Below are 1,615 nucleotides of genomic sequence, written 5' to 3' on the forward strand. Positions count from 1 at the left end.
CCGTGTGGGCGAACCCGGGCGCGTACGTGACGGTCGCCGCTTGGGGCCTTGCGGGCCTGGTGATGTCGCTGCTCAGCCGCCGCGGCACGCGCCGGGCGGCCACGGCCGGCATGGCTGCGGCGACGGCGGCGCTGGTGGTCGGCTACGTCGTGTGGGGCATCCTCGAGCCGGAGATCTCCCCGCTCGACCCGGCCATCCTCGGGCAGGCGGCGGGCTCGCTTATACTGATGTCGCTCGTCATCGCGGCCGGACCGCCGGTCCGTGGCGACGTCGGCTGATCACCTTCGCGGGCGCCCGAACGCACGCAGACGAGGGGCGAAACGACACCAGTGAGCATACTGTCCGACTTCGAGGACCGGGTCGCGGGCGCCGTCGAGGGTCTGTTCGCGGGCGCGTTCCGCTCGCCCGTCCAGCCCGCCGAGATCGCCAAGAAGTGCGGGAAGGCGATGGATGACGGCCGCGTAGTGGGTGTCGGGAAGGTGTACGCCCCGACCTCGTACACCGTCGTCATCTCCGAGGCCGACGAGGAGCGCATGGAGGGCTTCATCGAGGTCCTCGAGGGCGAGCTCGCAACGTACCTGGTCGGCTACGCGCAGGAGCGCGGCTACGACCTCGCCCAGCGTCCCGTCGTGCTGTTCGAGGTCGACGACGAGTTCCGGCTCGGCCGCGTCGAAGTGGAGACCAAGATGTCGCGGCGTCCGGTGACCGGCGAGCTCGGCGCTGACGACGTCGCCGAGCGCCCGGACTCGTCCGCCTCGGACGCGGGAACCCCCGCCACCGTGACCGTCACCGGGCTCGACCACGACGTCGTCCTCGCGGGCGGGAGGGTCGTCGTCGGCCGGCTCGCCGAGTGCGGCGTGGTGCTCGCCGACTCGAACGTCTCGCGCAGGCATGCCGCGTTCACGGAACGGACGGGCGGCTGGGAGGTCGAGGACCTCGGGTCGACGAACGGCACCTTCCTCAACGGCCGGCCGCTCACGGGCGCCGAGCTCCTGCGCGACGGCGACGTCGTCCAGGTCGGCGTGACGAAGCTCGTCTACAACGCCCCCGGGGCCGGCAGGTAGCGCGCCGTGCCGGAGATCATCCTGCTGTTCGGCAGGGTCCTGCTGCTCGGCCTGCTCTACCTGTTCCTGTTCGCCGTCGTGCGCACCGGCATCGGGCTGGTGTCGGGCGGCACGCCGAGACGCGCGCAGGGGGGATACGCCGTCGCGATCGTGCGCGGGCCGCAGACGCTCGAGGGCATGCGCATCCCGCTCACCGGACCGCTCGTCGTGGGCCGCGCACCGGACGCCGACATCGTGATCTCCGACGCGTTCGTCTCGACGCGCCACGCGCGCATCTCGCCGGGACGCGGAGGCGTGATCGTCGAGGACCTCGGCTCGACCAACGGCACGGTGCTCAACGGCGTGCCGGTCACCGCCCCCGCCGCCGCGTCGCCCGGCGACATCGTCTCGGTGGGCCCGGTCGACCTGAAGGTCGAGGAGTCGTGACCGCCGCCGCGCACCGCGCCGGCCACGCGGCGTACACCCATCCCGGCCTGGTCCGCGCGGGCAACGAGGACGCGTACGTCGACTCCCCGCCGCTGTACGCCGTCGCCGACGGGCTCGGCGGGCAC

General features: G+C 72.9%; 3 protein-coding genes. All 3 read left to right on the forward strand.

Going from position 1 to position 1,615, the window contains the following annotated elements:
• The first annotated feature begins 329 nt into the window (after nucleotides 1-329).
• Complete coding sequence (locus tag FDZ70_10350) at nucleotides 330-1,064, forward strand: DUF2662 domain-containing protein (GenBank protein TLM66685.1); 735 nt, start codon at nucleotides 330-332, stop codon at nucleotides 1,062-1,064.
• Nucleotides 1,065-1,070: 6 nt separating this feature from the next.
• Nucleotides 1,071-1,490: an FHA domain-containing protein gene (locus FDZ70_10355; protein TLM66686.1), complete on the forward strand. Its 420-nt coding sequence runs from the start codon at nucleotides 1,071-1,073 to the stop codon at nucleotides 1,488-1,490.
• The coding region (locus tag FDZ70_10360; protein ID TLM66687.1) for a serine/threonine-protein phosphatase at nucleotides 1,487-1,615 on the forward strand (129 nt) is incomplete at its 3' end. The genes FDZ70_10355 and FDZ70_10360, both read left to right, overlap by 4 nt.

It is taken from the genome of Actinomycetota bacterium (assembly GCA_005774595.1).
Taxonomy (GTDB): domain Bacteria; phylum Actinomycetota; class Coriobacteriia; order Anaerosomatales; family D1FN1-002; genus D1FN1-002.